At 68.3% G+C, this 25,443-nt stretch carries 25 protein-coding genes; 11 read left to right on the top strand and 14 right to left on the bottom strand.

All coding sequences use genetic code 11. The features are described from left to right. Window positions 1-80: 80 nt before the first annotated feature. Both pip and ACW18A_RS10170 read right to left on the bottom strand, forming a co-directional pair. Window positions 81-1,055 (bottom strand): prolyl aminopeptidase, encoded by a 975-nt coding sequence (pip, locus tag ACW18A_RS10175; protein ID WP_492021605.1) that lies wholly within the window; start codon window positions 1,053-1,055, stop codon window positions 81-83. A gap of 28 nt (window positions 1,056-1,083) precedes the next feature. Then, a complete protein-coding gene (locus ACW18A_RS10170) occupies window positions 1,084-1,452 on the bottom strand; it encodes a DUF423 domain-containing protein (protein WP_492021604.1) in 369 nt (122 codons plus the stop codon). Window positions 1,453-1,500: 48 nt separating this feature from the next. Between ACW18A_RS10170 and ACW18A_RS10165 the strand changes: the two genes are divergently transcribed. After that, a complete protein-coding gene (locus tag ACW18A_RS10165; protein WP_492021603.1) occupies window positions 1,501-2,658 on the top strand; it encodes an MFS transporter in 1,158 nt (385 codons plus the stop codon). Here the strand turns inward: ACW18A_RS10165 and ACW18A_RS10160 are convergent. From ACW18A_RS10160 to ACW18A_RS10150, 3 genes are all read right to left on the bottom strand, one after another. Continuing rightward, window positions 2,655-3,248, bottom strand: coding sequence for a C15 family peptidase (locus ACW18A_RS10160; RefSeq protein ID WP_492021602.1), 594 nt, complete (start codon window positions 3,246-3,248; stop codon window positions 2,655-2,657). The two genes, ACW18A_RS10165 and ACW18A_RS10160, sit on opposite strands and share 4 nt — an antisense overlap. Window positions 3,249-3,363: 115 nt before the next feature. Beyond that, on the bottom strand, window positions 3,364-5,916 hold the full coding sequence (locus ACW18A_RS10155) for a coiled-coil domain-containing protein (protein WP_492021601.1): 2,553 nt from the start codon (window positions 5,914-5,916) through the stop codon (window positions 3,364-3,366). Between the two features lie 144 nt (window positions 5,917-6,060). Next, window positions 6,061-6,243 (bottom strand): hypothetical protein, encoded by a 183-nt coding sequence (locus ACW18A_RS10150; protein ID WP_492021600.1) that lies wholly within the window; start codon window positions 6,241-6,243, stop codon window positions 6,061-6,063. A gap of 168 nt (window positions 6,244-6,411) precedes the next feature. Here ACW18A_RS10150 and ACW18A_RS10145 point away from each other — a divergent pair, with 168 nt between their 5' ends. Beyond that, window positions 6,412-7,875, top strand: coding sequence for a phospholipase D-like domain-containing protein (locus ACW18A_RS10145; protein ID WP_492021599.1), 1,464 nt, complete (start codon window positions 6,412-6,414; stop codon window positions 7,873-7,875). Here the strand turns inward: ACW18A_RS10145 and ACW18A_RS10140 are convergent. From ACW18A_RS10140 to folD, 5 genes are all read right to left on the bottom strand, one after another. Beyond that, window positions 7,860-8,597 carry an endonuclease/exonuclease/phosphatase family protein gene (locus ACW18A_RS10140; protein ID WP_492021598.1) on the bottom strand — a complete coding sequence of 246 codons (738 nt, stop codon included), beginning with the start codon at window positions 8,595-8,597 and terminating at the stop codon, window positions 7,860-7,862. The genes ACW18A_RS10145 and ACW18A_RS10140 overlap by 16 nt on opposite strands. Before the next feature lie 51 nt (window positions 8,598-8,648). After that, complete coding sequence (locus ACW18A_RS10135; protein WP_492021597.1) at window positions 8,649-9,341, bottom strand: TPM domain-containing protein; 693 nt, start codon at window positions 9,339-9,341, stop codon at window positions 8,649-8,651. Beyond that, window positions 9,335-10,135 carry a TPM domain-containing protein gene (locus ACW18A_RS10130; RefSeq protein WP_492021596.1) on the bottom strand — a complete coding sequence of 267 codons (801 nt, stop codon included), beginning with the start codon at window positions 10,133-10,135 and terminating at the stop codon, window positions 9,335-9,337. The genes ACW18A_RS10135 and ACW18A_RS10130 overlap by 7 nt, the downstream gene beginning before the upstream one ends. A gap of 20 nt (window positions 10,136-10,155) precedes the next feature. Then, window positions 10,156-10,833, bottom strand: coding sequence for a LemA family protein (locus ACW18A_RS10125; protein WP_492021595.1), 678 nt, complete (start codon window positions 10,831-10,833; stop codon window positions 10,156-10,158). A 68-nt stretch (window positions 10,834-10,901) separates the two neighbouring features. Beyond that, a complete protein-coding gene (gene folD, locus ACW18A_RS10120) occupies window positions 10,902-11,825 on the bottom strand; it encodes a bifunctional methylenetetrahydrofolate dehydrogenase/methenyltetrahydrofolate cyclohydrolase FolD (RefSeq protein WP_492021594.1) in 924 nt (307 codons plus the stop codon). Window positions 11,826-11,921: 96 nt separating this feature from the next. On the opposite strand from folD, the gene ACW18A_RS10115 reads away from it, so the two are divergent. From ACW18A_RS10115 to ACW18A_RS10100, 4 genes are all read left to right on the top strand, one after another. Further along, the gene (locus tag ACW18A_RS10115; RefSeq protein ID WP_492021593.1) at window positions 11,922-13,793 is read left to right on the top strand and encodes a PPC domain-containing protein; all 1,872 of its coding nucleotides are present in this window, start codon (window positions 11,922-11,924) and stop codon (window positions 13,791-13,793) included. Between the two features lie 182 nt (window positions 13,794-13,975). Next, window positions 13,976-15,142, top strand: coding sequence for a lycopene beta-cyclase CrtY (gene crtY / locus ACW18A_RS10110; protein WP_492021592.1), 1,167 nt, complete (start codon window positions 13,976-13,978; stop codon window positions 15,140-15,142). Then, on the top strand, window positions 15,139-16,641 hold the full coding sequence (locus tag ACW18A_RS10105) for a phytoene desaturase (RefSeq protein WP_492021591.1): 1,503 nt from the start codon (window positions 15,139-15,141) through the stop codon (window positions 16,639-16,641). The genes crtY and ACW18A_RS10105 overlap by 4 nt, the downstream gene beginning before the upstream one ends. After that, the gene (locus ACW18A_RS10100; protein ID WP_492021590.1) at window positions 16,638-17,576 is read left to right on the top strand and encodes a phytoene/squalene synthase family protein; all 939 of its coding nucleotides are present in this window, start codon (window positions 16,638-16,640) and stop codon (window positions 17,574-17,576) included. Before ACW18A_RS10105 ends, ACW18A_RS10100 begins: the two co-directional genes overlap by 4 nt. On the opposite strand, the gene ACW18A_RS10095 is transcribed toward ACW18A_RS10100, so the two are convergent. Then, a complete protein-coding gene (locus ACW18A_RS10095; RefSeq protein ID WP_492021589.1) occupies window positions 17,548-18,294 on the bottom strand; it encodes a fatty acid desaturase in 747 nt (248 codons plus the stop codon). The two genes, ACW18A_RS10100 and ACW18A_RS10095, sit on opposite strands and share 29 nt — an antisense overlap. Next, complete coding sequence (locus ACW18A_RS10090; RefSeq protein ID WP_492021588.1) at window positions 18,291-18,800, bottom strand: sterol desaturase family protein; 510 nt, start codon at window positions 18,798-18,800, stop codon at window positions 18,291-18,293. The genes ACW18A_RS10095 and ACW18A_RS10090 overlap by 4 nt, the downstream gene beginning before the upstream one ends. A 66-nt stretch (window positions 18,801-18,866) precedes the next feature. On the opposite strand from ACW18A_RS10090, the gene fni reads away from it, so the two are divergent. Together fni and ACW18A_RS10080 are read left to right on the top strand one after the other, a co-directional pair. Further along, window positions 18,867-19,886, top strand: a complete 1,020-nt coding sequence (gene fni, locus ACW18A_RS10085; RefSeq protein ID WP_492021587.1) for a type 2 isopentenyl-diphosphate Delta-isomerase — start codon at window positions 18,867-18,869, stop codon at window positions 19,884-19,886. Window positions 19,887-19,988: 102 nt separating this feature from the next. Next, on the top strand, window positions 19,989-20,144 hold the full coding sequence (locus tag ACW18A_RS10080; RefSeq protein ID WP_492021586.1) for a hypothetical protein: 156 nt from the start codon (window positions 19,989-19,991) through the stop codon (window positions 20,142-20,144). A 3-nt stretch (window positions 20,145-20,147) separates the two neighbouring features. Here the strand turns inward: ACW18A_RS10080 and ACW18A_RS10075 are convergent, their stop codons facing one another. Together ACW18A_RS10075 and trmFO are read right to left on the bottom strand one after the other, a co-directional pair. Next, entirely contained in the window at window positions 20,148-21,017 is an 870-nt protein-coding gene (locus ACW18A_RS10075) for an oxygenase MpaB family protein (RefSeq protein ID WP_492021585.1), read from the bottom strand. 3 nt (window positions 21,018-21,020) lie between these two features. Further along, the gene (gene trmFO, locus ACW18A_RS10070; protein ID WP_492021584.1) at window positions 21,021-22,421 is read right to left on the bottom strand and encodes a methylenetetrahydrofolate--tRNA-(uracil(54)-C(5))-methyltransferase (FADH(2)-oxidizing) TrmFO; all 1,401 of its coding nucleotides are present in this window, start codon (window positions 22,419-22,421) and stop codon (window positions 21,021-21,023) included. A 98-nt stretch (window positions 22,422-22,519) separates the two neighbouring features. On the opposite strand from trmFO, the gene ACW18A_RS10065 reads away from it, so the two are divergent. The 3 genes from ACW18A_RS10065 to ACW18A_RS10055 all read left to right on the top strand — a co-directional run bounded on the left by ACW18A_RS10065 (window position 22,520) and on the right by ACW18A_RS10055 (window position 25,438). Further along, a complete protein-coding gene (locus ACW18A_RS10065) occupies window positions 22,520-23,326 on the top strand; it encodes a hypothetical protein (RefSeq protein ID WP_492021583.1) in 807 nt (268 codons plus the stop codon). A gap of 135 nt (window positions 23,327-23,461) precedes the next feature. Then, window positions 23,462-24,349 (top strand): hypothetical protein, encoded by an 888-nt coding sequence (locus ACW18A_RS10060; RefSeq protein ID WP_492021582.1) that lies wholly within the window; start codon window positions 23,462-23,464, stop codon window positions 24,347-24,349. Between the two features lie 132 nt (window positions 24,350-24,481). Continuing rightward, window positions 24,482-25,438, top strand: coding sequence for a CPBP family intramembrane glutamic endopeptidase (locus ACW18A_RS10055; RefSeq protein WP_492021581.1), 957 nt, complete (start codon window positions 24,482-24,484; stop codon window positions 25,436-25,438). Window positions 25,439-25,443 lie beyond the last annotated feature (5 nt).

Genomic DNA, 25,443 nt, shown 5'->3' with positions numbered 1-25,443 from the left:
GGCGTTCGCGGGCCTGGCCTTCCGCTTCTCAGCCTTGCCGCCATCCCGCGCTTGCGGGCAGGAGGCCAGGCGGGGTCCGCCTAAACCGTGGCCGCCCAGTCGGTCGCGCGGACCAGGCTGTCGACGATGCCGGGCTCTGTCGAGGCGTGACCGGCGTCGGGGACGACATCCAGCCTCGCTTCCGGGAAGGCGCGGTGCAGGGCCCAGGCGCTGGCGATCGGGGTGACCACGTCGAACCGTCCCTGGGCGATCCAGGTCGGGATGTGGCGGATCCGGCCGATATTCTTCAACAGCCAGCCTTCTTCAGGGAAGAAGCCGCCATTGACGAAATACCAGCATTCGATACGGGCGAAGGCGACGGCGAAGTCGGGCTCGGCGAACTTGTCGGGGCGGGCGGCGGGGCCTTCGACGCTGACCGTCTCGCCCTCCCAACTGGACCAGGCGATGGCGCAGCGCTCGCGCTCGGCCCGGTCTTGACCGGTCAGACGCTTGTAGTAGGCGCCCATCAGGTCGTGGCGCTCATCCTCGGGGATCGGGGCGACGAACCGCTCCCAGGCATCAGGGAAGATCATCGAGGCGCCGTCCTGGTAGAACCAGTGCAGTTCTTTCTTCGTCAGCAGGAAGATCCCGCGCAGGATCAGGGCGTCGACCCGCTCCGGATGGGTGATGGCGTAGGCCATCGCCAGGGTCGAACCCCAGGAGCCGCCGAAGACCGTCCACTTGTCGATGCCGCAACGCTCGCGCAGCCGCTCGATGTCGTCGATCAGGGTCCAGGTGGTGTTTTCGTCGAGCGAGGCATTCGGCCGCGACTGGCCACAGCCGCGCTGGTCGAACAGGACGATGCGGTAGATGGCCGGATCGAAATAGCGCCGCATGCCGGGGTTCACCGCCCCACCGGGGCCGCCGTGAAGAACGAGCGCAGGCTTGCCCTGCGGATTGCCGCATTCCTCGTAGTAGATCTCGTGCGCGCTGTCGGTCTGCATCCAGCCGGACGCGAAGGGCTCGAGCTCGGGATACAACTCGCGGCGGGGCGTCTCGGTCACAGGGAAGGCCATTCGGTGGTCGGAGCTTTCAGGTAGGGGATCAGGCATTTACGGATTGTGACCGAAACGCGGCGAAGGCAAGCACCAACCAGCCCGTGATCATCAGCACCCCGCCGATCGGAGCGACGGCGCCGAGGGCGGGCAGGCTGAGCAGGCCGAGGAAGGCCAGGGCCAGGCAGAAGATCAGACCGCCGACCGAGGCCAGCCATCCAGCCAATGAAGCCGGCCGACCGATCGGCGCAACGGCGCAGATCAGGGCCAGCAGGGCGTGAGCCAACTGGTAGGAGGCACCGGTGGTCAATAGCGACTTGATCTGAGGTCCCGCTCCGTGGGCGGCGAAGGCCCCCACAGCCACCGCCATCGCGCCGTTAAAGGCCGCGAAGACGGCAAGGTAGCGATTCCCGGTCATTCACCGATCGTAACCCACGCGTCCGGCGCCGTCTGCTATCGGATGGGCATGAATCCGTCACGCCGCATGGCGCTCCAGTATGTGTTGCTCTTTGGCGCCAACGGCGTGAGCCTGCCGTTCGCGGGATTGTGGTTTCGCGCGCAGGGATTCTCGGGAGCCGAGATCGGCGTCCTGCTGGCGGCTCCGATGCTGGCCCGCCTGATCACCGGACCGGCCATCGCGGTGTGGGCGGACGGCTTCCGGCGGCGGCGCTCGCCCATCGCCATCCTGGGACTGGTCCTCGGTCTGGCCTATGCAGGTGCCGGCCTGACCGAGGGCGTCTGGCTGCAGGGATTTCTTTGGTTCGTCGCGGCGACGGCGATGGCCGGACTGATCCCGCTCAGTGACGTTCTTTCGCTCCAGGTCGCGCGGCGGCACGGGTTCGACTTCGCCTGGCCACGGGGTTGCGGTTCCGCCGCCTTCGTCGCCGCCAATGTGATCATGGGCGCGATCCTGACGCGCGGATCGGCGGACTGGGTCATCGTCTGGATCGCCGTCGCCGGGGCCCTGGTCGCCCTGACCGCCGCCACGCTTCTGCCCGGCGATCCGGTCACCGAGGGGCCGAAGGTCGCGGGACGCGAGCGGTTCGCCGGACTGACGCGGCTGGCAGTCGATCCGGTCTTCATGACCGCCGTCCTGGCCATCGGCGCAGTTCAGGCGACGCACGGCTTCTACTACGGCTTTTCCGCAATTGCCTGGAAGGCGCAAGGCATCAGTGAGACGATGACCGGCCTGCTGTGGGCCGTCTCTGTGGTGGTCGAGATCGCCTTCATGTGGTGGGTCGAGCCCTGGCGGAAGCGGCGCGGAATCGGGCCGGGGACGATCCTGGCGATCGGGGGTGTTGCCGCCGTGGTGCGCTGGACTGCGCTCGCCTTCGCCCCGCCGCTCTGGATGCTCTGGCCGCTGCAGGCCCTGCACGCCCTGACCTTTGCAGCCACATATCTGGCGGGTCTGCAGATCATCGAGACGCTGGCACCGCCCGGCGGACATACCGCAGCACAGACCCTGAACTCCGTGATGGCGGCCGGAATCCTGATCGGGCTGGCGACGCTGGCGGCGGGGCCTCTGTACGACCGGGTGGGTGTGTTGGGCTATCTCGCCATGAGCGGACTGGCGGTGATCGGCCTGCTCCTCGGCTGGCGCCTGCGCCGGATCGGCGACGTCTAGCTGAGGCGGGAGCGGGGCAGGGGCGACAGGTGGCGCGCTATGGCCGTCGCGGCGGTCTGGATGCCGAGCCGAAGCTGCGCCTCGTTCACCGTCGAGGGTGCCCGCAACAGACCCACGGCCGGCGCATCGACGTCATCCTGCAGGGCCGTCAGCACACGGTAGAGCAGATAGGAGCCCACATCCTCCTCGCTGTCCGAGGTCGCATCGGCGCTCAGGCCGGCTTCGGTCAGTGCGCGGACCATCTCGGCCACGGGTGCGGTGGCGCGAGCCAGGCTGGGTCCGGTCTGCGACAGTTTCTTCCCGCCGGTCAGGGCGCGATTTTCGGCCCTCATCTGCACGCGGAAGCCGTCGCTTTTGCGGGTCTGGCCGACAAGGAGGACTGCGCGGCAGTCGGCCTCGTGGAGTTCGCCCGTGATCCGGTCGGCAAGGTCGGCGGGTTCCCCTAGGCCCAGGGTGCGCAGACGCGCGCCGGGCGGTGTCCAGTCAGCATCGGCGTCGAGAGCGTTCCAGAGCGGATCGGCCGTCTCATAGACGCAGACGAGGATCGCGGGCCTGCGGTCCGGTTGATTCTCGGCGATGGTGTCGAGCATGGACCCTGCTAGGCGCGTGACAACAAAGTGACAGCGGCCGGACGGTGTCCGCAAGCGGACGATCTCGTCAAGTCAAAACCGAGCGCCGGACGGTATTGACGGGTTGATTCGTGTTTCAGGCGAGATCGCCCACCGCTGCATCGAGCAACATGAAGGCCCGTCCCGCATCGGTTGCAAGGACCGCCAGGACTGCCGCCGAGCCGTCACGGGCTTCGTTGCTCAGGCGACCGGCGAAAGCGCGAACGTAGCGTTCCGCGTCTCCGCGCAACTCCGGGTCGCTCATGACCCGGCGCGAGACGCTGCGGACGGCGGCGGGGGCGACACGTCGGACGATCTGGCGTGCCCGGTCGGGATCACGGCCGGCGAAGGCGGACGCCGCCTCCTCGACACGGGAGCGGGGAAGAAGGGCGTTCGGGTCGACGCCCATCCGGCGAATGGCGGCGGTGATCCGGTCGGTCAGGGCACCGTCGTCGGCGGGCATCACCGGGGTGTCGAGATCGAGCGGCGGCTCGCCCGGGCCGTCATCGACCAGATCACTCCAGTCCAGCCGGTCCTTGGCAGGCGGCGCGGGACGAGAGCCTCGATCGTCGGTCGTGGGCGCCAGCTTCAGACGCCCGCGCAGGCCGAAGCCGCGTTCGGTCTCGGCCGGCGGCGCGCGCCGCTCGGTCGCCGGCGACGGTTCGGCCACGGTCTCGCGTCGCCGGATCGGCGCGCCGCCGTCGCCGGAGACGACCCCCATCAAACGAACGGCCTCGGTCAGCATGTCGTAGTTGCGGCGGACCCGTTCCTGGAAGCCGGCGTCCAGCGCTTCGGTGTCCTCGGCGGCCTTGCGCGACGCTGCGCCGAGGGCGGCCAGGCCTTCCTCGACCGTAACGCGGACAGCCTCGGCGCGGGCGCGGGCTTCTTCCGGCAGGCGGGAGGCGCGGTCGTCCAGGTCGCTGATGGCGGCGTCGACCTCGGCCAGCGCCTGGGTCATGCGGGACAGGGTGGTTTCCAGCTTCTCGATCGCCCGCTCGCCGGCCAGGTCCACCAGCTCGACGGTTTCGCCGACGATCCTGCGGGCGCCTTCGACACGGGCGTCGGCCGCCATGTCCGCCTTCTGGGCGGCGTCGAACAGGGCCTCGCCGAGGCGATCGGCGCGGATCTGGGCCTGACCCGCAGCCCCGTCGGCGGCGAGCCGGCTCTCCTCGGCCGTAGCCTTGAGCACGGCCAGCGTTCGGCGGGTCTCATCGATCAAGGTGTCGCGTGCCTCGGCCGCCAGAGCCTCGAAACGGTCGAGCGACAGTTTGGTGGCCGCATCGAAGCTGTCGGCCTCGCGCTGGGACAGGTCGACGAGGGCGCGGAACTGGTCCGTCGCGGCCTCGACCAGATCGCGCAGGCCTTCAGTTGCCTTGACCGACGTTTCGCCGAGGTCGCCTGTCGCGCTGCGGGCCGCCGACAGTTGTTCGGTCAACTGGGCGCGCTGGCTTTCCACCTGGGCAGAGAAGTCCTCCTGATCGGTGCGCAGCGCATAGGCGGCGGTGACCAGGGCAGCACGCTGCTGACCCAGCCCCTCCTCAACGGACTGAATCTGTTCGGCGACGCCCGTGCCTGCGTTCTCCAGGCGCAGGGTCTGGCGGGCCAGGTCGTCGGAGGCCATGCGGGCGGCGTCCTGCGCCTCTCCGGCGGCGGCGGCCAGGTCGGAGGCGCGGGCGGCGAGGGCGGCCTCGGCCTCGCGAAGCTGGGTCTGGGCGAGGTCCGAAGCGTCGACGATCAGCCGCGACTGGCGCTCCACGGCGTCGAGTACGCCGGAGGCCTGTCCATCAAGGCGGCCGCCGAGGGCGGTCATCTCTTCCCGCTCGCGACCGAGGGACTCTGTCAGGCGACGCGCCGTGCGACCGGCCGCCTCGGCGGCCTCGTTCAGGCGGTTGGTCTCCATCGACAGGGCTTCCCGCAGCAGGGCCATGTCGTTGCGCGCGCGCTCGGCGGCCAGCGCCGCCTGGTCGATGTCGTTGCGCAGAGCCGAGAGCACGTGACCGGTCTGCTGGGCGGCGAGGGCCGTCGGTGCGACGAGAGCCTCGGCCAGTTCACGGGCGCGGCGGGTTTCGGAAGCCAGACCCGCGCCCTGACGCACGGCGTGGGCCAGCATGATGGCCAGGCCGGCTGGCGCGAGGGCGATCAGGGCGTAGATCGCGAGCCGCAGGGGGTCGGACGACACTGCGCCGGAGCCGACCTCATAGGCCGCCCACGAGGCTACGCCGGCGATCCACAAAGCCGCGGCGACGCCGGCGATCAGGTAGGACGGGCCGGATTGCACCGGCGCGGGTGTGAGGGGAGTGGCTGCCGTGGCGGGCACTGGCGGCGACGTATAGGTCGCGGGCGGTGCGTCGGCGCTGATCGAAAAGGTGAGGGGCTCAACCGTGGGCGCAGCCTCTGGGGCCTGGGGCGGCGGCTCGACGGATGCGGCGGGTTCGAGCTCGGCGGGCGAGGGCAGTTCGAGATCGGCGGCGTTGCGCTGCTGTTCCAGCAGGCGGCGACGGCGGCGTTCCGACATCGGCCGTTCGGGTGCGGTCTCGAGCTGTGGGACGGGTGCAGGAGTGGTGGTGTCTTCGAGCCCGCTCGTCGCGTCGCTCAGAGGCGCCGGATCGGGGTCGGACAAAGTCAAAGGCGGCCGGGAGCGGGACTTCATGGGGGACGGATCTCAGGTGGGCTGGCGCATGACGCGGGAGTCACGCGCGGTCCCGACCCTAGACCATTTTGCGTGCGTATCGACTCGCCGTTGCTTCAAAAAAGCGCCCGGCAGCCGACGATCGTCAATTTGAAGCGCCGAAGGCTAGCAGTCGTTCGTTGGTTGCGTCGTCAGCCGGGCCTGGGCGGGCGCTTCGCGGCAGTCGCTGACGCGATGGATCTCGCGATCAGGTCGGGGCGCGCTGTTCAGGTCGACCCCGAACTGGGCCAGTGCCGCCGTGGCAAGCAGGACTATGAAGCCAGCCAGCAACTCGATCAGCGCCTGCACGTGCGATACCCCCCGTTTCAGACCGCCTTATGCCCGATTTCGACGAACCGGACAATCCGGCTGAGGAACCGCATTGACCGGCGGGGCGTGGGCATGGAACGGAAGACAGGTCCGGGCGTCTTTGCAGGCCGGACGACCCGATCCTGGACACCGGCAGGGACACCCGACATGGACGCTGCCCAAGGCCCGTTGCTGGACGCCGGCGCCCTGTTGGTGCCCGGCGATACCTGCTGGCGGGTCGAACGGGCTGACCGGTTGTCGATCCTGATGGAGAACAGCGCCTATTTCGAAGCCCTGGCATCGGCCTTGTCCAAGGCCCGGCGATCGGTGGTGGTGCTCGGCTGGCAGTTCGATCCGCGCACCCGGCTGGACCCCGCGACCCGCCACGGGGACAGACAGGCCGAGATTGGCCATTTGCTGCGGATGCTGGTCAAGACGCGGCCTGAGCTCGACGTCCGGCTGCTGATCTGGAAATCGCCTTTGCTGATCGCGGCGTCGCAAGGCTTCTATCCGCACAAGGCCCAGGCCTGGTTCCGCAAGCGGATGGTCGAATTCCGGTTGGACACGCCGGGCCCGATCGGTGCCTGTCATCACCAGAAGGCGATCATCATCGACGATGCCGTGGCCTTCTGCGGTGGTGGGGATATCTCCGTCGATCGCTGGGATTCCGAAGCGCACCTGGACGATGACCCCCGGCGCTGCCAGCCGTCCGGGATCATCTCGGCGCCCCGGCACGAGACCATGTGCGTCATGAGCGGGCCGGCTGCGCGGGCCTTGGGCGATATGGCCCGCGAACGCTGGTTCAAGGCCACCTGGGAGCGGACCGTGCCGGAGACCGTCGAGGGGGATCCCTGGCCCGACGATCTGGCGGCGGACTTCCACGACGCGCCGGTTGGAATAGCCCGTACCGAGCCGGGTTTCGGCGGCCGTCAGGAGGTCCGCGAAAACGAGCGACTGCACCTGCAGGCGATCCGGGGCGCGCGAAAGCTGATCTATCTGGAGAACCAGTATTTCACCTCTCCGATCATCGCCAGTGCGCTGGCGGAGCGGCTGGACGAACCGGATGGACCGGAGATTGTCCTGATCTCCACGGGCCGCAGCCCCAGCTGGTTCGACAGCATGACCATGGACACCGCACGGGCCGAAGTCCTGTTCCGGCTGGAGAGCGCCGACCGGCACAACCGCTTCTTCGCCTTCAGCCCGAATACGAAGAAGGGCGAGCGTATCATCGTTCACGCCAAGGTGACGGTGGTGGACGACGTGCTGCTCCGGATCGGGTCGACGAACCTCAACAACCGGTCGCTCGGGTTTGACACGGAGTGCGACGTCGCGATCGCGCCTGAAGACGAGACCGGTCGCGCGGCCATCCGGAACTTTCGCCATCGCACCATCGGTCATTTCATCGGTGTAACGGCGGAGCAGTTTGCGACCGCCGAGGCCGCGTGCGGCTCCATCGGCGAGGCGATCCAGAAATTTGACAACGGTCGCATGTCAGTGCTCGGGGCGACGCCGCCATCGATGATCCAGCGCACGGTTGCAGAGTTCCAGCTGGGTGATCCGACCTCGTCACGGGACGCGTGGCGGCCGTGGAAGCGACGCAACCGCTCGCAGAGACTTCAGTCGCCCGGCTGAATCCCGAAATCCACGACCAGAGGAAGATGATCGGACGCCATTCGGGACAGGGGTGAGAACGGCACGCGCACGCCGGTCACCTTGATGTCGGGGCTGACGAAGACGTGGTCGATGCGGATCGCCGGGAAGCCGGACGGGAAGGTCTTCAAGGTCGGCTTGAGGCCGAGCTGGCGCTGACAGTCCGCGTGGCTTCTCGCCAGGGTCTGATAGGGGCGGGTGATCGACGTCGCGTTGAAGTCCCCGGCCAGCAGCGTGGGGCCCTTGCAGTCCGGGTGACCCAGCCAGTCCTTGCCGACCAGGGCCGCCGCCTGAAGTCGCTGCTCACGCGGAACGAGCCCGAGGTGGGTGGTCAGGACATTGATATCGACGCCCTCGATGTTGACGCGCACCCAAAGGGCACCGCGCGGTTCCAGTCCGGGCACGCCGCGAACGGTCGGGAGAGCGCCGACGCGGACGAGGGTCTCGGGGTGCGGGGTCAGGATCGCGTCGCCGTATTCCTCGGCCTCGATCCGCATGGCGGGGTGGAAGCGGACAGCCATCGACAGACGGTCACCGATGGCCCGGGCCTGATCGACTCCGCCGGTCCGGGCACGGCCGACGTCGAGTTCCTGCAGGCAGACGATGTCGGGTTCGAGCTCGGCGATCACGCCGGCGATACGTTCGACATCCAGTCGCTTGTCGCCCCCGACACAGCGATGGACGTTGTAGGTGACTAGCCGCATGGCGGCACGGGCTAGGCCAATTCCCCGCCGAAAGCGAGGCCGCCCGTAGCGTCAGATCTCGACCAGTCGATCGGGCACTTCGTTCGAATTGCGCTGCCGGGGCGGGAAGTGTTCAGCCAGCACGCCGCCCACGAGAGCGATGGCCCGTTCGAAGCCCTCGGCAGCGCGTCGGTCGCGCAGCCCCTCTGTCAGCACCTGGACCGCGTCGGCCCAGATCGCCTGATCGACACGCGAATGGATGCCCTTGTCGGCGATGACCTCGACCTGTCGATCGGCCATGGCGGCGAAGATCAGCACGCCGGTACGGTGCTCGGTGACATGCAGGCCATGGGCCAGGAACTGATGCATGGCCGCCTGCCGCGTCCGGTCGCGCCGCACGCCGCGCGGCGTCGTCAATCGGGTCAGGACGGGAATTCTCAGCAGGATATAGACCACCAGGAACACCGTAGCCTGCACCACCGCATAGACGCCGAGAGCGCGGCCCAGGTTGAGGTTCAGGGCCGACAGGTGGCCGGCCTCCCAGCCGAGCCCCAGACCCGGGAACCAGGCGGTCTCGAACCCGAACGGGATCAGCAGCAGCGGCAGGAGAAGGGCCGCCGCCGCCGCCCAGGCCAGGCTGATATCGCGATAGCTCGAGACCCGTCCCGCCAGGACGCAAAAGATCTCTCCCGAGGTACCGGCTTCCGCTGTCGCGATGGCGCCGGCGACGCGCGCGTGTTCGCTGGAGTTCAGTCGCATCACCATCCGCCCGAGGCCCCCCCGCCGCCGAAGCTGCCGCCGCCGCCCGAGAAGCCGCCGAAGCCGCTGTCCGAACTCCTCGATGAACCGCGCGAGGCGTTCGACAGGATTTCCGACGCCCCCCAGATCAAGATGGGATCGATCCCGCTCCGCCGTGCGCCGCGCTTGCGACCCCGCCGCCCGATGCCTCGCATCAGGCTCAGGAAGAAGAAGATGAAGATCAGGGCGATCACGAGGCCCGGGAAGACCGGCGCCTCCGCCTCGCTGGGCGCGGCCTCGGCGGCGCGGGCGGCGGCTTCTGCGGGGTCCAGACGCAGCTGGGTGATCACAGTATCGACCCCGGTCTCGATGCCGCGCGAATACTCACCGTCGCGGAACGGTGGCAGGATGTCGTTCTGGATGATCTGGTTGGACAGGGCGTCGGTCAGGACCGGCTCAAGGCCGTAGCCGACCTCAAGCCGCACCTTGCGTTCGTTGGGCGCGACGATCAGCAGGACGCCGCTGTCGCTTTCCGCACTTCCGACGCCCCAGGCGCGGCCGAGCCGGTAGCCGTAGTCCTCGATCTCATAGTCCTGAAGGCTGGCGAGGGTGACCACGACGAACTGGTCGCCTGTGTCCGTCTCCAGCTGGGCCAGTTTCGCGGTGACGGCGGCCTCGACCGCCGGCGTCAGCAACTCCGCCTGATCGACGACACGGCCCGACAGGGCAGGGAAGGTCGGGTCGGCCGCGGAGGCCTGGGGAACAAGCGAAAACAGCGCCGCCAGACCGGCGAAGACAATGACCAGAAAAGCCCTGGTCAATCTGACCGCCCGGGACGGGTTCACTGCGCGGGCGGCGTCGAGCCCGGGGCGACGGCCGGGGCCGGGCCGCCCGGCGCGGCGGCGGCCTGACCTTCAAGGTTGAACGACACCTGCGGCGCTGTCTGGGCCTCGGCGGTCGCGGTAAACAGCTGCATCGGTTCCTCGCCCGCGAAGGCGGTCTTCGCCCAGATCACGGTCGGGAAGGTGCGCAGGCTCGTGTTGTAGTCGCGGACCGCCTCATTGTAGTCGCGTCGCGCGATGGTGATCCGGTTCTCTGTGCCTTCCAGCTGGGACTGGAGTTGCAGGAAGCCCTGATTGGCCTGCAACTGGGGATAGGCCTCGACCGTCACCAGAAGGCGCGACAGGGCGCTGGTCAGTTGACCCTGCGCGGCCTGGAACTGCTGGAAGGCGGCCGGGTCGCTGAGCGTCTCGGGCGTGATCTGTACGGCCGTGGCGCGGGCGCGGGCCTCGATCACCTGGGTCAGGGTGGTGCGTTCCTGGATCGCCGCGCCCTGAACCGTGGCGACGAGGTTGGGGATCAGGTCGGCACGGCGCTGGTACTGGCTCTGGACGTCGGCCCAGGCTGCCTCGGCCCGCTCCTGCTTGGTCGGGATGGTATTGTAGCCGCAGGCCGCCACGCCCTGGGCGGCGAGAAGGATGGCGACCGATCCGGCGAGACGAGATGCGCTGCGAGCCATGAACCTCTCCATCCAACGGCGAAGCGCCGTCTGTCGATGGGCGACTATCAGGCGTTAGTGACTCCGGTTCAAGCGTCCAATGGTTCCGGCGCGACCCCGGCGGAGCGACAGGCGGCGGTATAGGTGTTGGCCAGCAGGCAGGCGATGGTCATCGGACCCACGCCGCCGGGCACAGGCGTAATCGCGCCCGCCACACTCACCGCCTCGGCGAAGGCGACATCGCCCACGACCCGGGTCTTGCCCTCGGCCGCCTTGACCGGATCGGATGACGGGACCCGGTTTATGCCCACGTCGATCACGGTCGCACCGGGCTTGATCCAGTCGCCCTTGATCATCTCCGGCCGGCCCACGGCGGCGACGAGGATATCGGCGGCGCGGCAGATGGCGGGCAGGTCCCTGCTGCGGGAATGGGCGATGGTGACGGTGCAATTCTCGGCCAGCAGCAGTTGCGCCATCGGCTTGCCGACGATGTTTGACCGGCCGACGATGACCGCGTTCAGACCCGACAGGTCGCCGATCCGGTCCTTGAGCAGCAGGGTCGACCCCAGGGGGGTGCAGGGTACGAGGCCCGGGAGACCGACCGCGAGACGACCCGCATTGACGACATGGAACCCGTCGACGTCCTTGTCCGGATCGATGGCACCCAGCACCGCCGAGGAGTCGATCTGCGCGGGCAGGGGCAACTGGACCAGGATGCCATGGATGCCCGCATCGGCGTTCAGCGTCTCGACCAGAGCCAGCAACTCTGCCTGGCTGGTCGTGTCGGGCAGGCGATGGGTGTCGGACCGCATCCCGGCGCGAGCAGTCGTCTCGCCCTTGTTGCGGACGTAGATCTGGCTGGCCGGGTCTTCGCCGACGATGACGACGGCCAGGCCCGGCTTGAGCCCGTGGGTCGCCTCCAGCCGCGCCGAGGCGGCCGCCACACGCTCCACCAGACCGGCGGCGAAGGCCTTGCCGTCGATGATCGCCGCGCACGCGTCGGGTCCGGCCATGGGAGGCCCTCTTTCGTCAGGATTCGATATGATGCGCGCGATTTACAGGCGTCACGGTTCAGCGTCTATGTTGGCTTCTCAGAACAGGGAATTCCAATGCGCCGCACCGCCTTCATTATGACCGTCAGCGCCATGGCGCTGTTCGCCGCCGGCCACGCCGCCGCGCAGGACGCCACGCCGCTGCGCATCGGCCAGACGGTCAGCGGCCAGCTCACCGCCGAGGACACCAGGGTCGACAATGAGGAAATCGGCCAGTTCGTCTACGACAGCTGGTCGGTTCAGGCCCGCGACGGTCAGCGCCTGCAGGTCGCGCTGCGTTCGGACGCCTTTGATGCCTACCTGGAAGTCTACAAGGACACCGACACGGGCGAAGCGATCGTCATGGACGACGACGGCCTGGGCGAAGGCACCAACTCGCGCGCCCGCTTCACCGCCGAGAGGGGGACCTACATCATCCGCGCCCGCACCCTCGGTGGTCTGGAGGGCGGCGGCTACACCATCGAAGTCACCGACCGCGGTCAGGCCCCGCGCGCACCGCGCCCGACCGCCATCCGCCTCGGCGACGATGTCAACGGCGCGATCAACGACCGCAGCCCGGTCGAGGAAGACGGGCAGTACGGGGAGTATACCTACAACGGATACAGCTTCCGGGCGCGTGAGGGCGAGCGGTTCGCGATCACTCTGGACAGCGAGGACTTCGATCCGATCGTCCGCGTCGGCCGCATGGGCCGCAGCGGCGCCTTCGAGGAACTGGCCCGGAACGATGACTCGGCCTCCGGCGGCCTGAATTCCTATCTGATCTTCACCGCCCCTTCGAACGGCGAATACGTGATCCGCGCCGCGCCCCTGGATGGGTCGGCCGACGGCGACTACGAGCTGGGTCTGGCCGAAGGTCCGCCGCCGCTGGTGGCGCGTCCGGTCGCCGTGGGCGAGACGGTTGAGGCTTCCCTGGAGGCCGGCGACGGCGGCAACGCGTTCGGCCAGCGCGCCGACGCCTATAGCTTCACGGGGACGGCCGGCCAGCGGATCGTCGCGACCATGAGCTCGGACGCGTTCGACACCTATCTTGAGCTGTTCCCGGAGAACTCCGATGAAAGCGGCGGCCGGTATGCGCTGGACTCGGACGACGACGGCGCGGGCGAAGGGACCAACTCGCGCCTGACCTACACCATCCCGTCCGACGGCCCGTACACGATCGAGGCCCGCGCCTTCACCGGTGAAGGCGAAGGCGCCTACACCCTGACGTTCGAAGAGGCCGCGCCGCTGCCGATGCCGGTCGCACTGAGCTACGGCGCGACGGTGCAGGGTGAGGTCGTCGCCGAGGATCCGCTTGACGACGAGAGCCGTGGCTTTGACGCCTATTCCTTCAGCGGCACGGCCGGGAACCGGATCCAGCTGATCATGCGGTCGGGCGACTTCGACACCTACCTTCAGATCGGCAGCCCCGAGGGCGACTTCTACGCCATGGCTTCGGACGACGACGGCCTGGGCGAAGGCACGGACTCGCGGCTGAACTACATCCTGCCGAACGACGGCGAGTTCATCGTCCGCGCCTCGCCGCTTACTGCGGACGCCAGCGGCCTGTATTCGCTGGAACTGCTGGATCGCGGTCCGCAGCCCCTGCCGGGCAGTATCCTGGTCGGTGCCACGGCGCGCGGCACGCTCGGGGAGGACGACGCCCTGGCTGAGGACGGCAGCTTCTACGACGCCTACAAGATCACGGTGAAGGCCGGCGACAAGCTGCGTCTGACCATGGTTTCCAATGAGTTCGATGCCTTCATCGAGATCGGCCGTGAAGATGAAGCCGGGGTCTTCACCTCGGTGGTCTCCGATGACGACGGCCTGTCCGACACCCACGCCAAGGTCGACTGGGCGGTCGAGGAAGAGGGCGACTACATCATCCGCGCCCGCAGCTTCTCCTCGGGTGAGGCGGGCGCCTACGCCCTGACGATCGAGCCCAAGGAGTAGTCGATTGCAGTTCGCCGCCGATCGGCGAGTCGGCGGCGAATTCGACGACGCAAAGACAGCCGTCGTCCGGTGACTTCGGTGACGACGGCTACGCTGATTTCTGCAGATTGCGCAGAGACTGCATCCCGCAAAGAGGCCTCGATGCGTTCGCGTCGGGGCCTCTTTCGCTTTAAGGAACGGTCATGGGCTCCCCCGATCATGATCTGATCTTCGTCGGCGGCGGACTGGCCTCCAGCCTGATCGCATGGCGGCTGGCGATCGACCGGCCCGGGCTGCGCGTCGCCGTCGTCGAGCGGGACGGGCGGCTCGGCGGCAAACACACCTGGTCCTTCTTCGACGGCGATGTGTCGGACGAGGACCGCGCCTGGCTGGCACCCGCGACTCCGCACCGCTGGCCGGACGGGTATGAGGTCTATTTCCCGGGCCTCAGCCGGGTGCTGGAGACGCCGTACAACAGCCTGACATCTTCGCGGCTGCATGAGGTGGTCGCGCCCCTGCTCGGCGACCGGTTGATCAGGGGGGAGGTTGTGGCCGTCTCACCCGATGCCGTGACACTGAGCGACCAGACCGTCCTGCGCGCGGCCGGTATCATCGACGCCAGAGGCCCCGCGCCGACACCTCACCTGGATCTGGGGTGGCAGTTGTTCGTCGGTCGCACGGTGCGTCTGACACAGCCGCACGGCCTGACTCGCCCCACGATCATGGACGCCACGGTAGGGCAGGGCGACGCCTATCGCTTCGTCTATCTGTTGCCGTTCGACGAGCGGACCGTGCTGGTCGAGGACACCTACTATGTGGACAGCCCCACGCTCGACCGGGCGCTGCTGGGCCGCCGGATCGACGCCTACATCCGTTCGCGCGGCTGGACCGTTGAGGCGGTGGTCGACGAGGAACAAGGCGTGCTGCCCATCGCGCTCGGCGGCGACATCGAGGCCTTCTGGGCCGAGGGGCCGGCCGTGGGCCGCGCCGGTCTGGCCGGTGCGCTGTTCCATCCTACGACGGGATACTCCCTGCCGGACGCGGTCGGCGTCGCCCGTCTGGTCGCCCGGGCCGATGATCTGACCTCGGCGGGTCTGCGGACGCTGCTGGAGACCCATTCCAAGGCTCTGTGGGCCGGGCGGGCCTACTATCGCCTGCTTGACCGGATGCTGTTCAGGGCCGCGGAGCCGAGGGAACGGTGGAAGGTGCTGCGACGGTTCTACAGCTTGCCGGAACCCCTGGTGAGGCGTTTCTACTCAGCAGCCAGCACGGCGCTGGACAAGGTCCGCATCCTGGCGGGAAAACCCCCCGTGCCCGTCGGTCGGGCATTGAGGCAACTCCGGGAAACCGGGCGAGGAAGTGCGGCATGAGGGATGTGACGTCCAGGCGTGCGGTGGTGATCGGCGCAGGCTTCGGCGGCATCGCCCTGGCGATCCGCCTCCAGCGCGCGGGCATCCAGACGACCCTGATCGAGAAGCGCGACAAGCCCGGCGGCCGCGCCTACGTCTGGAAGGAACAGGGCTTCACCTTCGACGCCGGTCCTACAGTCATCACCGACCCCGACTGCCTCATCGAACTGTTCGAGGGCACCGGACGGTCGCTGTCCGACTATGCCGAACTGCTGCCGGTCGATCCCTTCTACCGCCTGTGCTGGGAGGACGGGGCGTCGTTCGACTACAACGACGACCAGGCCGCGATGGAGCGCCAGATCGCGGCCTTCAACCCCGCCGACGTCGAGGGATACAACCGCTTCCACGCCTATTCCGAGGCGCTGTACCAGGAGGGCTACCTCAAGCTGGGGGCGGTGCCGTTCCAGTCCTTCTGGTCGATGATCAAGGCGGCTCCGGAGCTGGCGCGGCTGGAAAGCTGGAACAGCGTCCACGCCATGGTCGCCCGCTACGTCAAGGACCCGCACCTGCAGCAGGCCTTCAGCTTCCACACCCTGCTGGTCGGCGGCGATCCGTTCAAGACGAGCAGCGTCTACGCCCTGATCCATGCGCTGGAGCGGCGCGGCGGCGTCTGGTTCGCGCGTGGCGGGACGGGGGCCCTGATCGCCGGTCTGGTGAAGGGGTTCGAGGACCTGGGCGGAACGGTCCGCCTGAACACTTCCGTCGAGCGGATCGAGACCGAAGGCGACCGCGCGACCGGCGTAACGCTCGACACCGGCGAGACGATCCGCGCCGACATGGTCGCGTCGAACGCCGACGTCGTCCACACCTACGACAAACTTCTGGGCCGAACCCCGCGCGGTAAGGCCAAGGCGAAGTCACTGAAATCGAAGCGGTTCTCGATGTCCCTGTTCGTGCTTCACTTCGGCACGTCGCAGCCTCAACCCCAGCTGGCCCACCACACGATCTGTTTCGGCCCGCGCTATCGCGAACTGATCTCCGAGATCTTCTCCGGTCCGACCCTGCCGGAGGACTTCTCCCTGTATCTGCACGCGCCCTGCGCCACCGACCCGTCGATGGCGCCCGAGGGGATGAGCAGCCACTATGTCCTTTCGCCTGTCCCGCACCTCGGCGCAGCCGACATCGACTGGGAGACCAGGGGGCCCGAGTACCGGGAGAAGATCATCGACTACCTCGAGGAACGGTACATCCCGAACCTGCGCCGTGATCTGGTGACGACGCGCATCTGGACTCCGGCCGACTTCAAGGAGGACCTGAACGCCCACCTCGGGTCGGCCTTCTCGCTCGAACCCATCCTGACGCAGAGCGCCTGGTTCCGGCCGCACAATCGCGACGATGTCATCTCCAACCTGTATGTTGTCGGCGCGGGCACCCATCCGGGGGCCGGCATTCCCGGCGTGGTCGGTTCGGCCAAGGCGACCGCGGGGCTGATGCTGGAACAGGCCGCACAGAGCAAATGACCGACGCCGTCCTCGCCGCCTCCAAGGCCTCGATCACCAAGGGGTCAAAGAGCTTCCGCTCCGCCTCGCGGCTGTTCGATCCGGCCGTGCGCGAGGACGCCTGGCTACTCTACGCCTGGTGCCGGGCCTGCGACGACGAGATCGACGGTCAGGACCACGGCTTCGGCCACGAGGAACTGTCGGTTGAGGAGCAGCAGCGGCGCCTCGCGCGGCTCTACGACATGACGCGGCGGGCGATGACGGGGGAGCCCATGCCCGACCCGACCTTCGCCGCCTTCCAGCGGGTCGCCAATCGCCACCGCCTGCCGGAACGTTGGGCGATGGATCTGATCGACGGCTTCGCCATGGACGTGGAGCATCGTGAGTATCGGACGCTCGACGACGTCATGGCCTATTGCTGGCACGTCGCCGGGGTCGTCGGGGTCATGATGGCCCGGGTGATGGGAGTGACCGACGCCGAGGTGCTGCGCCGGGCCCAGGATCTGGGACTGGCCTTCCAGCTGACCAATATCTCGCGCGACGTGATCGAGGATGCGGAGGACGGTCGGGTCTATCTGCCGGCGGACTGGCTGGTCGAGGCGGGGCTGGAGCCGACAGCCGAAGCCGTGGCGGATCCGGCGAACCGGGCCGTGGTTCATGCCGTGACCGGGCGGCTGCTGGCGGTCGCAGAGCCTTACTACGACAGTGCGCGCGACGGGCTGCGCGGCCTGCCGTTCCGGTCATCCATGGCGATCGCGGCGGCGCGCGGCATCTATCGCGAGATCGGCCGGAAGGTCCGCCGGCGCGGGCCGGGCGTGTGGGTCAAGCGGGTGTCGGTCGGCCGGCCGATGAAGCTCTGGCTCTTCGGCCGCGGTGCCCTGATCGCCGTCTGGACCCAGGCGCTCGATCGCGGTCATGCTCCGCCGCCTAGACCGGGGTTGTGGACCCGCGTCTGAGGACCGCGCGCCGGACGTCCGGCAATCGCCACCACGGCGTCGTGGGGGAGAGGTGATGCTCGTGGTGCAGGCCGAAGTGGAAACAGGTCAGCAGCGACGCGATCCACGGCATCGGAATGGTCCGTGCGTTGTGGCGGTCGGCGAAGGCCTCGGCACGAGGGTCATGCCTGTGCGGCAGCCAGGTGCCGAAGAAGAACAACTGCAGCGCGCTGAGGATCGCCGGTAGCGCCCAGAACAGGATCAGGTTGGCGATATGGGCGCCGATCAGCAGATAGGCGATCAGGACAGCCGTCAGGACGGCGAACTCCCGCCAGCCGAAATAGCGAATGAAGAAGCCGTAGAACCAGGGGGTGAAGGCCTCGGGGCGGTCGGCATGGAAGTCGGGGTCCTCGGCCTGGCCGGGCGTCCGGTGATGCTGATGGTGGCTGCCGTTGAGCTTGCGGTAGGAGAAGGCGGCATAGGCCCCGACGCAGATCTGACCCACCACGGCGTTCACCCGCGGACGGCCGGGTGCAAGAGAGCCGTGCATGGAGTCGTGGGCGACGATGAACATGCCCGCGCTGAGCCAGCTCTGGGTCAGGATGACCAGTGGGACGACCGCGACGGCCGGCCAGGTCAGAGGCTGGAAAAAGACGCCCCAGACATGAAGCGTCAGCCAGCCACCGACGATCAGGGCGGCGAGTCCGAGGCCGATCGCAGTCTGGCGACGGGAAGTCACTCCGCGGTCACTCCGCAGTCCGGAGCGGCACGATCGGCGCGGCGGGCTTTCAGAATGGCGCTGAGACGCCGGGGATCAGGGGCGAAGACGAAGCCGAACGACACGGCGCCCTCGCGGGTCTGGACGGCATGATGCAGTTTGTGCGCCTGGACCAGGCGGCGGGCGTAGCCGTTCCTGGGCATCCAGTGAAACGGCCAGCGCTGGTGCACCAGGCCGTCGTGCACGAAGGCGTAAACTGCGCCGTAAAGGGTCACACCCAGCGCGATAGCCCTTACCCACCAGAGCCCGGTCAGCCAGGCCAGGACGAACAGGCTGGTTCCGACGACGGCACCGACGACGCCATAGAGGTCGTTGGTCTCGAACGTCTTGTCGTGGGGCTCATGATGATCGCGGTGCCAGCCCCAGCCCAGCGGACCGTGCATGACACAGCGATGCGTCCACCATGCCACGCCCTCCATCAGGAAGAAGACGGCGAGCGTCAGAAGGGTGAACCACACGGGGAGCATGGTCCCGAGACTACGCCTGCGCCGCCGCTGTTCCAACCGTGGTGTCATGCCGCTAAGCAGTCCTGCATGACCGACGACGTGATCCGCGACCGCAAGGACCAGCATCTGGACGTCGTGTTGGCGGGCGGCGGAAGACATGCGCGGGACGCCGGGTTCGACGCGATCCGGTTCATGCACGAGGCCCTGCCTGATCTGGACCACGCCAGGATCGATCTCGGCACCGACTTCCTGGGGCGCAGGCTGAAGGCCCCCTTGCTGATCAGTTCGATGACCGGCGGCCCGGCGCGGGCGGAGGCGATCAACGCCCACCTGGCCGAGGCGGCCCAGGCGCTCGGGATTGCAATGGCGGTCGGGTCGCAGCGGGCGGCTCTGGAGGGCGGGGCGAGTGGACTGGACCCGTCGCTGCGTCGACGGGCACCCGACACGCCGATCCTGGCCAATATCGGCGCGGCGCAGCTGATCCGGGGCTTCGGCGTCGATGAGGCGCGCCGGGTTATCGAGATGATCGGCGCCGACGCCCTGATCGTGCATCTGAATCCGCTGCAGGAAGCCTGTCAGCCCGAGGGGGACCGCGACTGGTGGGGCGTCGGCGCGGCCCTCGAGGCGCTGGTGAGGAAGCTCGACGCGCCGGTCGTGGTCAAGGAGACCGGGGCCGGCCTCTCTGCGGCGACGGCGCGGCGACTGGCGGACATGGGCGTGGCCGGGCTCGATGTTGCCGGAGCGGGTGGGGCGAACTGGGGGCTGATCGAGGGTGAGCGGGCGACCGATCCGGCCGACAAGGCGCATGCGCTCGTCTTCGCCGACTGGGGCATTCCGACCGCCATGGCTATCGCCCAGGTTCGCGCGGCCTGCCCGGACGTTGTCCTGATCGGATCGGGCGGCGTCCGCGACGGGGTGGATGCGGCCAAGGCCATCCGGCTGGGTGCCGACGTCGTCGGGCAGGCTGCGGGCGTGCTCCAGGCCGCGACCGTCTCGACCGAGGCGGTGGTCGCGCATTTTCAGATCGTTATCCGCCAGCTGCGCACGGCCTGTTTCTGCACCGGTTCGGCCAATCTGCAGGCGCTGAGACGGGCCCCGCTTCAGTAGAGGGGCCCCGACCCCCGCGCAGTGCGGGTGATTGGCCTGGGCTGACACGCGAGAGTTGGCGTTCGAATCGTGTATCTTCGGAGGATTGCCGGAGACGAGTCGTTGAGCGTTCACCATTTTCCCACCGTGGCCCGCCCGCCTTCGCCCGGGGCCGCGCCTCTGCGGCGGCCGGATCGCGTCGAGTTGATGCTGGTCGCGGGGCTCGTGCTGGCGACAGCGGCGCAGTTCGGCCTGTGCGCCTGGTTCTGGCTGGCCTGACGGCTACTCCGGCCAGACGCTGACCTGATCGGGCCAGACCTTGCGGTTGGGCGAGCCCTGGTAGACCCAGTCCAGGGTGCGGGCCAGCGACCGGGCCCCGAACCGCTGGACGGGCAATGCGGCGGGCAGGCCATGCATGGCGCGGGCCCAGTCCGGCAACAGGTCCGCCCCCGCCGCCATGACCAGACCGGCCGCGACGCCCTCGGCCGGGCCGCCGATCCTCTGACCCATGACCAGGGCGGCGACCTCGCGCGTGCGGGCGTCGGCCTTCAGTTCGGGCCGCATCGACTGGATCAGGGCCTCGGCTGACGCACGATCGCGCGGCACGGGGTCTGCGCCGAGCGCCAGGCCGATGCGCGCCATCTCGTCGAAATAGGCGTCCTGATCCGCCATCGACATCTGCGGATCCTGATAGCGGATCCAGGCGTCGAGGAAGCTCTTGATCTCGGTCACATGCACCCAGGCCAGCAAGGCCGGGTCGTCGACCCTGTAGGGCGTACCGTCGGGCAGGGTTCCGCCGAGCTTGCGGTGTATGCCCTTCACGCGGTCGATCACCGCCTGTCCGTTCGAGGCATGGTCGAAGGTGGTGACCGCGATGAACTTGGCCGTCCGCCTCAGCCGCCCGTGCATGTCGGCCCGGAAGTCGGAATGGTCCCAGACCCCGGCCAGCACGGCCGGATGCAGCATCTGCAGCAGCAGGCCCGACACTCCGCCGATCATCATGGTGACGATGTCGCCGTTGACTCGCCAGGCGACGGCGTCGGTCGGGAACAGGGCGTCGGCGCGGCGCAGGGCCGGCCGCTCGCCGCGTTCGTAGTCGTTGAACAGCTCATTGATCCGGCGACGGATCGCGACCTTGACCGGATTCAGCATCGATCAGGCCGCGTCCCGCCAGGCTTCCAGCGCGCGCAGGGCCCGGATGCTCATCAGGCGCTTCTTGGCCCGGCCGCGTTCCTTCATCGGGATCTTGACCCCGGCCTCGTCGACCTTGGGGGCCTCCAGGGGGGGCAGAAGTCCATAGTTGATGTTCATCGGCTGGAACTTGGATCCCGCCAGATGGCCGCCGGTGATGTGTTCGACCAGGGCGCCGATGGCGGTGTGGGCCTCGGGCGCGTCCAGCGGCTTGCCCAAACCTGCCTGAGCAAGCCGTTCGGCGGCGGCGAGACGGCCGGCCAGAAGGCCCGTGGCGGCGCTCTCGACATAGCCCTCGACCCCGGTGACCTGACCGGCGAAGCGCAGCCGCGGCATCGACTTCATGCGCAGCTGGCGGTCCAGTAGCCGGGGTGAGTTCAGATAGGTGTTGCGGTGCAGGCCGCCGAGGCGCGCGAACTGGGCGTCCTGCAGGCCCGGGATCATGCGGAAGGTCTCGGCCTGGGCACCGTGCTTCAGCTTGGTCTGGAAGCCGACGATGTTGAACAGGGTGCCCAGGGCATTGTCCTGACGCAGCTGGACGATGGCGTGGGCCTTGACCAGCGGGTCGCGCGGGTTGGTCAGGCCGACGGGCTTCATCGGGCCGTGGCGCAGGGTCTCGCGGCCGCGCTCGGCCATGACCTCGATCGGCAGGCAGCCGTCGAAATAGGGGACGTTCTCCCACTCCTTGAACTCGGCCTTGGGGCCGTCGATCAGGGCGTCGACGAAGGCCTCGTACTGCGCCTTGTTCATCGGACAGTTGACGTAGGCCGCGGCGTCTCCGCCCGGACCCTCCTTGTCGTAGCGCGACTGGCGCCAGGCGATGTCGAAGTCGATGGAGTCCGCGTGGACGATGGGGGCGATGGCGTCGAAGAACGACAGACTCTCCTCGCCGGTCAGCGACAGGATCGCTTCGGCCAGGGCAGGCGAGGTCAGGGGGCCGGTGGCGACGATGACGCTGTCCCACGCCTCCGGCGGCAGGCCTGCGATCTCCTCGCGCTGGATGGTGACCAGGGGATGGGCCTCCAGCTTCGCCGTCACGGCCTGGGAGAAACCGTCGCGGTCGACGGCCAGGGCGCCGCCGGCCGGGACCTGATGCGCGTCGCCACAGGACATGATGATCGAACCGAGCGCCCGCATCTCGGCGTGCAGTAGGCCCACGGCGTTGTGCTCCCAGTCGTCGGAGCGGAAGGAGTTGGAGCAGACCAGTTCGGCAAGTCCGTCGGTGTGATGGGCGTCGGTCCTGACGCCGGGCACGCCGCGCATCTCGTGCAGGACGACGGGGACGCCGGCGGAGGCGATCTGCCAGGCGGCTTCGGATCCGGCGAGGCCGCCGCCGATAACGTGAATGGGGGAGAGGTCGGTCATGCGGCTTCTTAGACACGCGGACGGTGTTCGTCAGCAGGCGTCTGTCAGCCCGTGATATCGACGGCTATAGTAACCGCATTGCTCAGCGAGGGGGCTTGATGAGCCACAAGGATGTAGGAGGCCGGCGCCTGAACCTTCGGGTCGCGCTGGGCCGGACGCTGCGCGTGCTGCCGTTGCTGTGGCCAGGCGCGGCAGGCGCCCTGGCGCTGTGCGCGGCCCTGTGGCTGCTGCCCATGGTCTGGGCGTCCGAAGGCTGGACGGGATGGATCCGGGCTTTGGCTGCCGCGGCCTCGACCCTTGTCGCCGTCGGCGCGCTCGCCCGTCTTTCGATCAGCGATGACATGGGGGAGGCGCGGGCCCTGGGCCTCGGGCCGCTGGGATTGCAGGCGAAGTTGCCGGAGGCCCGGCTGCTGGGTGCCGCCCTGCTGTGCCTGCTGTTCCTGACGATGATCGTGTGCATCCTGGCCCTGGTCGTCCTGGCGATCTTCGGCATGGCCGAGCTCAATGTTCAGGCCATCCAGGCGCGGGACTGGTCCGCGGTGGGCGAGCCGTGGAAGCTCGGAGTCCTGGCTGTGCTCGGCGTCGGCGCCGTGGCCATTCCGTTGCTGCTTTTCGTTCGCCTGTCCCTGTTCGCGCCCGCCACCCTCGGACGTCGCCAGATGGTGTCGCTGAACGCGATGGGCATCGCCTACGGAAGCTTCTGGCCGCTGCTGGCTGGTCTGATCCTGACGGCCCTGCCCACGATCGTCCTTCTGACCCTGATCGGGACCGGCGTACTGGCCGGGCGGACCGGGGGAATCCTCTGGGCGCTGGGGCTGATCGGGCTGCAGTTGCCGCTGACGATCGGATTCCTCGGCGCCGCCTACCGACAGCTGGAATACTGGTCACCGGACGAACCGAAGTGATGGAGATGGCGCGCCTTGCGTCATGACCGCGCGCCGACTTCTGGACCGCGTCCCCGCTCCGACGCCGATCGTCGAAGACGCGCCGCCGGTCGATACGCTACAATCGTCGCAAATCAGGATTCAGGGAGGGATTCTATGACCTTTTCAGCGACCGAGGCCGCCTTCGAGGGTTTCCGCGTGGTGCGGCGAACTCCATTGGCGATCGTATTCTGGTCCCTGGCCCATGTGATCTTCTTCACCGCCTTCTTCGGCCTGTTCGGTGGTTCGCTGGCGACCCTGATGGCGACCACCGAGAGCCTGGAAGGCGCCCAGCCCAGTCAGCAGGAGCTGGAAGCCCTGGGCCAGACCTACCTGGGCTTTATGGCCCTCGCCCTGCCGCTTGGGCTCGTGCTCGGCGCGGTGCTGAACGCTGCCGTCGCGCGATCCGTCCTGTTTCCCGCCCAGAAAGCCTTCGGCTACATGCGCCTGGGCGGGGACGAACTTCGCGTGCTCGCCGTCTCGGTGGCCCTGGGCATCGTCTACTTCGCCGTTACCTTCGTTCTCTTCGGCGCTGTGGTGCTGCTGTCGATGTTGGCCGGGCAGGCCAATCAGGGCATCGGCATCCTCGTCGGAGTTCTCGCCGGCCTGGCGGCCTTCGCCGTCCTCATCTGGCTGGCGATCCGTCTCAGCCTCGCCATCCCGGTAACCGTGGCCGAGAAGAGGATTGAGCCGTTCGCCTCCTTCGCCTTGACCAAGGGCCACGTTCTGCCGATCCTGGGCATGGCGGTCATCGCCTGCATCATGTCGATCCTCGTCAGCATTCTCGGCACGATCATCGCCCTGCCCATCACCCTCGCGACCGGCGGCCTCGAGCAACTGGCGACGATGGACGGCCAGACGACGGCGCAGATTCTGCAGGCCGCCGGCCCCGGCCTGATCGGCTGGGCGGTGGTCAACGCCATCTTCTCGGCGTTGCAACTCGCAGTGATCTACGCGCCCTTCTCTGCCGCCTATCGCGACCTGAAGGGCCTGCCGCACGAGTGAGCCGATCGCGACCAGGGCCCTGTCCCCGGGCGGGATCGAACAAATTCCGGAGTGTGTGCATCCATCGGCCGGGGCCGGGGCCTCATGACAGGACAGACCCTTGTCCGCCGACCCGTCCGACCGGAGACCCCCATGACAGGTATTGAACTCTACGCGCCGAGGCTGGAGCGTCATCGACGTACCTGGAGCGTGGCTGCGGTTGTTCTCGCCGCAGTCTTCCTGATTGGCGGGCCGCTGATCGCGGTCCTGATCGCCAAGCTCGCGGGGCTGAATTCCCGGATGGGATGGGCCAGCGAACTCTATGAGCTGGTCGCCTTCTTCGGCGTGACGGCGGTGCTGCTGATCGCCTGGGTCGTCCTGTTCGAGCGGCGGCCGCTGTCGACCATCGGCTTCAACGGGCACGGGGTGAAGCGCTTCCTGCGCGGCTATGCGATCGGGCTTGGTTTCCTGCTGGCGACGATCGGCGTGATCTGGCTCGCCGGCGGCTATCGCATCGAAAGCGGGGGCGTGTTCGCCAAGGCCGGCGCGGTCGCGGCGCTCCTGCCCATCGGCGCCCTGTTGCTGGGCTTCATCGTCCAGGGCTCGGCCGAGGAGATCGTGTTCCGGGGATGGCTGATGCAACTGATCGCCTCGCGCCACGGCCTGGTCATCGCCCTGATCGTCAACGCCGTTCTGTTCGGACTGGCCCATGCGGGCAATACCGAGCCGACGAAGGAGCTGGCGCTGGGCGTCGTCAACATCATCCTGTTCGGCACCTTCATCGGTCTCTACGCGGCGCGCGAAGGCTCATTGTGGGGCGTGTGCGGCTGGCATGCGGCCTGGAACTGGCTCCTGGGCCTGGGCTTCGGGCTGGAGGTGTCGGGTCACGTCATCGACGTCACCCCCCTGTTCGTCGACCTCACGGCCACGGCGGGCGCACCCTGGTGGCTGACCGGCGCGACCTTCGGTCCGGAGGCCAGCGTGGTGACGACCGCCATCCTGCTGGGCGCCAGCGTCTGGGTCGTCCTGCGCGGACCGTTCAAGGGCCATGCGAAGCCTGAGCCGGTCGCGCGCAGGTCTGAAGAGACCCCCGAGGTGCCCGCGACCTGACTCCG

The organism is Brevundimonas sp. AVps5, from assembly GCF_058681515.1.
Note: the sequence above shows the minus strand (reverse complement) of the source record. Positions and strands in the feature narration are given on the sequence as shown.

What these genes read in the sequence shown, in the direction of transcription:
- pip (WP_492021605.1), bottom strand. Translation starts at nt 1,055, where the DNA reads ATGGCCTTCCCTGTGACCGAGACGCCCCGCCGCGAGTTGTATCCCGAG.
- ACW18A_RS10170 (WP_492021604.1), bottom strand. Translation starts at nt 1,452, where the DNA reads ATGACCGGGAATCGCTACCTTGCCGTCTTCGCGGCCTTTAACGGCGCG.
- ACW18A_RS10165 (WP_492021603.1), top strand. Translation starts at nt 1,501, where the DNA reads ATGAATCCGTCACGCCGCATGGCGCTCCAGTATGTGTTGCTCTTTGGC.
- ACW18A_RS10160 (WP_492021602.1), bottom strand. Translation starts at nt 3,248, where the DNA reads ATGCTCGACACCATCGCCGAGAATCAACCGGACCGCAGGCCCGCGATC.
- ACW18A_RS10155 (WP_492021601.1), bottom strand. Translation starts at nt 5,916, where the DNA reads ATGAAGTCCCGCTCCCGGCCGCCTTTGACTTTGTCCGACCCCGATCCG.
- ACW18A_RS10145 (WP_492021599.1), top strand. Translation starts at nt 6,412, where the DNA reads ATGGACGCTGCCCAAGGCCCGTTGCTGGACGCCGGCGCCCTGTTGGTG.
- ACW18A_RS10140 (WP_492021598.1), bottom strand. Translation starts at nt 8,597, where the DNA reads ATGCGGCTAGTCACCTACAACGTCCATCGCTGTGTCGGGGGCGACAAG.
- ACW18A_RS10135 (WP_492021597.1), bottom strand. Translation starts at nt 9,341, where the DNA reads ATGGTGATGCGACTGAACTCCAGCGAACACGCGCGCGTCGCCGGCGCC.
- ACW18A_RS10125 (WP_492021595.1), bottom strand. Translation starts at nt 10,833, where the DNA reads ATGGCTCGCAGCGCATCTCGTCTCGCCGGATCGGTCGCCATCCTTCTC.
- folD (WP_492021594.1), bottom strand. Translation starts at nt 11,825, where the DNA reads ATGGCCGGACCCGACGCGTGCGCGGCGATCATCGACGGCAAGGCCTTC.
- ACW18A_RS10115 (WP_492021593.1), top strand. Translation starts at nt 11,922, where the DNA reads ATGCGCCGCACCGCCTTCATTATGACCGTCAGCGCCATGGCGCTGTTC.
- crtY (WP_492021592.1), top strand. Translation starts at nt 13,976, where the DNA reads ATGGGCTCCCCCGATCATGATCTGATCTTCGTCGGCGGCGGACTGGCC.
- ACW18A_RS10105 (WP_492021591.1), top strand. Translation starts at nt 15,139, where the DNA reads ATGAGGGATGTGACGTCCAGGCGTGCGGTGGTGATCGGCGCAGGCTTC.
- ACW18A_RS10100 (WP_492021590.1), top strand. Translation starts at nt 16,638, where the DNA reads ATGACCGACGCCGTCCTCGCCGCCTCCAAGGCCTCGATCACCAAGGGG.
- ACW18A_RS10090 (WP_492021588.1), bottom strand. Translation starts at nt 18,800, where the DNA reads ATGCTCCCCGTGTGGTTCACCCTTCTGACGCTCGCCGTCTTCTTCCTG.
- fni (WP_492021587.1), top strand. Translation starts at nt 18,867, where the DNA reads ATGACCGACGACGTGATCCGCGACCGCAAGGACCAGCATCTGGACGTC.
- ACW18A_RS10075 (WP_492021585.1), bottom strand. Translation starts at nt 21,017, where the DNA reads ATGCTGAATCCGGTCAAGGTCGCGATCCGTCGCCGGATCAATGAGCTG.
- trmFO (WP_492021584.1), bottom strand. Translation starts at nt 22,421, where the DNA reads ATGACCGACCTCTCCCCCATTCACGTTATCGGCGGCGGCCTCGCCGGA.
- ACW18A_RS10065 (WP_492021583.1), top strand. Translation starts at nt 22,520, where the DNA reads ATGAGCCACAAGGATGTAGGAGGCCGGCGCCTGAACCTTCGGGTCGCG.
- ACW18A_RS10060 (WP_492021582.1), top strand. Translation starts at nt 23,462, where the DNA reads ATGACCTTTTCAGCGACCGAGGCCGCCTTCGAGGGTTTCCGCGTGGTG.
- ACW18A_RS10055 (WP_492021581.1), top strand. Translation starts at nt 24,482, where the DNA reads ATGACAGGTATTGAACTCTACGCGCCGAGGCTGGAGCGTCATCGACGT.